This is a genomic window from Bacteroidota bacterium (assembly GCA_030706565.1).
In the GTDB taxonomy this organism is placed as follows: Bacteria; Bacteroidota; Bacteroidia; order Bacteroidales; family JAUZOH01; genus JAUZOH01.
This window is the reverse complement of the sequence record JAUZOH010000330.1, coordinates 1-4,182: the sequence shown is the minus strand read 5'-3', so window position 1 is coordinate 4,182 and position 4,182 is coordinate 1. Positions and strand designations below refer to the sequence as shown.

Annotated in this window: 3 protein-coding genes; all 3 read right to left on the bottom strand. The window is 43.4% G+C overall.

Features of this window, described 5'->3' with window-relative positions; genetic code table 11:
* The coding region (locus Q8907_13490; protein MDP4275285.1) for a glycosyl hydrolase at positions 1-2,002 on the bottom strand (2,002 nt) is incomplete at its 3' end.
* Between the two features lie 45 nt (positions 2,003-2,047).
* The gene (locus Q8907_13485) at positions 2,048-3,601 is read right to left on the bottom strand and encodes a sialate O-acetylesterase (GenBank protein ID MDP4275284.1); all 1,554 of its coding nucleotides are present in this window, start codon (positions 3,599-3,601) and stop codon (positions 2,048-2,050) included.
* 398 nt (positions 3,602-3,999) lie between these two features.
* On the bottom strand, positions 4,000-4,182 hold a 183-nt coding region (locus tag Q8907_13480), incomplete at its 5' end, for a hypothetical protein (protein MDP4275283.1).

Genomic DNA, 4,182 nt, shown 5'->3' with positions numbered 1-4,182 from the left:
CTGTTTCCCTTTTTACTCCGCATAAATCAACCAGTTTATCAATGTTAGATCCTGTGATCAGGGTTCCTTTTCCCATTTTGGTCACTTTACCCATATTCACAAACGAATGTTCAGGGAAAGACAAAACCAGAGAAATCAGCTGTTGCCGCCTAGCATCAAAATTATGCAAACCGGGCACATCCTGGGCGAAATTATCCACAAAAGCCACTTTAGCACCTTCATTGATCAGGGAAATGATTTTTCTCATTGTCTCAACCGGCATAAGGCGGCATGACGGAACAACCAGCACTTTATAAGAAGCACCCTGCGTCTTAACCCGTCCATTTTCAACTTTTGCATCAGCCAGGAAATGATCGGAAATATAATCAAACCCATAACCTTTTTCATGCAATTTAGAAGCTGTACGGTAAAATGAAGTTGGCACCAGCCACTCATTCAAAGTCTGGCCAATGGTAAAAGCATAAAACGGCTTGCCTTTGATGTTGTACCAGGTATCATAGACCGGCCAGTAAACCAGGAAATCGTTATCGGGCGAACCGTTTTGTAAAAACGACTGGCAACGGGCAATGTATTCATTCAGCGGCCTGATATCCTTCCAGATGGTATTGTAAGAAGAAAAATCCACAGAAGCATAGAACAGCCAACCCGGCCAGGGTGCATCCTTGGGAGAATAAGGCGTTCCGTGATATACAACATGATTGATTCCTGTAAGCAACATCATATCGACCTGAGGCTTACATTGTGACAAAGCCGTCTTAAAATGTTCGGTCAGCCAGGTGAATGTTTCTGAAGAAGAAAGGGGATGTCCGGAAATATGTGCAGCAGAACTGGAGAATTTCATCATCAGGTAATTTGATTCCAGCGAATTACTCCCTTCGCGGCCATCCCAACGCAAACCGGGGATATCAAAATAAGTTGAGCCAAAAGATTCACATTCAGGAACATCAACAGTACCGTATAAATCAATTAAATTTCCCGGCGAACCATGGGCCTGATTACGGGTCTGGCTGCCCATTTTGTGCGCCCAACCGGTCCAGTTCAGGGTAAAATTGTGCAGCAGCATATCGGAGATAGTTTCCCGGTAATCGGAAACAACTCTTGAAACGATATCTGCATCGCCTTCACCCATAAATTCCAGAAGATAATTTTCGAGACGGTAGCCCCTGTACTTGGCAAATTCGTCAAAGAAATTTTTCGACCAGTCCGCGCCATAGACCTCATAGGAATCATTGAAAAAATTATGCGGTACCGGCGAGGAACTGCTTTGAAAGGCCTGGGTAAATTTATTCAGGTAACTGTCTACAGCCTTTGCGGAGAAATGATCCATTACGGGTCCTTGGCCGCCTGGCGCTGCCCTTTTAACCTGTTGAAAAGACTTACCGTTAAAAGCAGCTATCAGTTTCCATTTCCCCCTGGGTGCAGTCCAGTTTAAATTGCCATTGTTATCAACCTTATCTGTTATATTTATCCTGTCGCCGGAATTTGAAAAGGCCATCAAAACCTGCAAAACTGCCACATCCTTTTGTTTTTTCTCATTTACCACAACTGGTTCCTTCAGTTTTTCGCCTGAATCCAGCGAATAAGTTTGGAGGATCACTTTGGATGCCGCATTTTCGACCGATACTTCAGGTCCGCCGAAAGGCCAGCCTGTTCCGGTATTCATATCCACTCCCATACCCAGTCGATTCCCTTCTGAAATGGTATGATTCAACATCTTCATCCATTGAGGCGAGAGGAAATCAATAAATTTACTTTCAAAGCCTTTAGTCCCATAAATCGGGGTAATTTCAACCCCGCCAAACCCGGCCTTATTCATTTCTTCCAAACGAAAAGTAAGGCCCTCCTGGTCTACGGCATTTCCCAGCCACCACCAGCGGGTCCAGGGTTTCATCTCTTTGGTTACAGCAGGCCAGCCTTCTTTGCTTTGTGCGTGGCAAACTGAAGAGCCGGAAAAAGAAAGTAAGCCGGCTGTCAGAATAATGAAAGAAAGTTTTAAATTCATTTCCAAAGTTTTAGTTGTCATATTTACAGTCGAAATAATTATAAGTTATAGTCTTCCAAAAGTTGCCCCCGGCCATACATCCGTACGGAAAGGCGATGCAGGCAAACCCACTTTATTGAAGAAATTGGGTTTGGGAACATATTTCCATGCAAATCTCACTGCTACGGGATTTTTAACCGAAGGACTTGAAACCACGACATTATTGCCCGAAATCACTGCATTTGCAGGAACAAACTGACGGTCTTCGCCGGCAATTGTAAATTCAGTAAGCGCTCCGCCTTTAGCCACAAGACCTCCGTCAACATAATCAAAGGAAATTATTATTTTGTTACCTTCTACCTTCATAGATTTATAGAGCGGGCCTGAATAAACCAGATTTTTAAACCCATAAGTCTTAGCAAAAGCCCATAAAGCAAGACGGTGTCCTACAACTTCCTTATTGAGGGGATGGATATTTAAAGAATCTCCTGAATCAGTAATTACAGCCATGCCTGTATTAGGCACAGAGCGTAAAGCCATCAACTGGGCTTCACGGATTTCAGGATTCTGGCTGCGGTGAGGGGCAATCTGTACAAAATAAAAGGGGAAATTGCCTTCCTTCCAATCGCTGCGCCAGTTGGCAATCATATTGGGGAATAATTTTCTGTATTGCCATGCCCGCTGGGCGTTTTGTTCACCCTGATACCAGATAACCCCTTTAATGGAATAGGGAATCAATGGAGCAATCATGGCATTATAAAGAACGCAGGGTTGTTTGCTGTCAAGCGGTTTCATCGGAGCCTGAGGGGCTTTCTTGGCCTGATCTCCGGTAATACGGCCTTCGGCTACATCTTTTTTCCATTTTGCCAAAGTATCCTCGTAAACTTTGTACAAGCGGGGATAATCTTTCACCCCCTGGTCATATCTTGCAAGAATGGGACGGCAGATTGAATCAGATTCAATGACTTCTTTTCTTGTCCAGGATTCGGCAGGCGTTCCTCCCCATGAACTGTTGATCAATCCTATGGGAACATTTAATTTCCTGTGCAATTCCCTTCCGAAGTAATAAGCCACAGCCGAGAAATCATAAACCGTAGCGCTGGTACATTCAGTCCATTTGCCGGATACATCTTTCTGAGGCTCAGCTGCTGTTTTCTGGTCAACCTGGAATAATCGGATCTTGGGATAATTGGCTGCAGCAATTTCCTTTTCATAATTCAGGACCCCGGTGCGCCATGACTTTTCCTTACGCCCCATGGTAAACTGCATATTCGACTGGCCTGAGCAAAGCCAAACTTCACCGGTTAAAACATTGGTCAGGTCAATTTTATTCTTCCCCTTAATGGTGATTTTAAAAGGGCCACCAGCCCTGGGAGTAATAAAGTTTGCCTTCCAGTTGCCTTTAGCATCGGCGACTGCATACACTTTCCTGGCACTGTTCCAGCTTGCAGTAATAGTAACCTGCTCACCGGCATCTGCCCAGCCCCAAAAAGTAACCGTTGTATTCTGCTGTAAAACCATATTGTTGCTGATAATCGAAGGCAATGTCACATTTGCCTGCAAACCCGTAAACAGGGTTGCAAAAAGGATTGCAATAAACAGAAAATAATATTTTTTCATACGTATTAATTTATTTTTCTAAGGTCGTATGGAACACCCATGTATTATTTTACCTACGGTGATCCTTCAGCTGAAGGATCATTAGTGTTTTGTGTTTCCGGGAACATGGGTTTTTCATATTTAACAGGCCTCCGCTAGGCGGCTTAATATAAAATTCATCCCAGAACTCAAGAAACTTTAAACCCTTTAAACCTTTGAACCATCTTGAACCACTTCAAACAATCATCAAACAACCTCAAACCACAAGGAACACAAGGTTTTCACAAGGATCACTATTTAACTTGCATTCTTTGTGAACTCCGTGCCTTTGTGGTGAATGTATTTCAAACCATCTCAAATAACCTCAAACTCTTTCATTCCCTTTCAAAGGACCTATAAAACGCCATGTTTGCTATATCTTACTTTACATTTTTCTTCAACTCGTCCGGACTATCTTTCGTGTAGAGGCGATAATCGCTTCTTTCTTTTTTTTCAAAAAGTTCTTTTACCGTGGACAACTCAACAGAGCACTGAGGGACAAACTTATCGGATTCCATATATTGGGTAAGACTGTACAACAACTGTCGTGCAACCGGACGTTT

What these genes read in the sequence shown, in the direction of transcription:
- Q8907_13485 (MDP4275284.1), bottom strand. Translation starts at nt 3,601, where the DNA reads ATGAAAAAATATTATTTTCTGTTTATTGCAATCCTTTTTGCAACCCTG.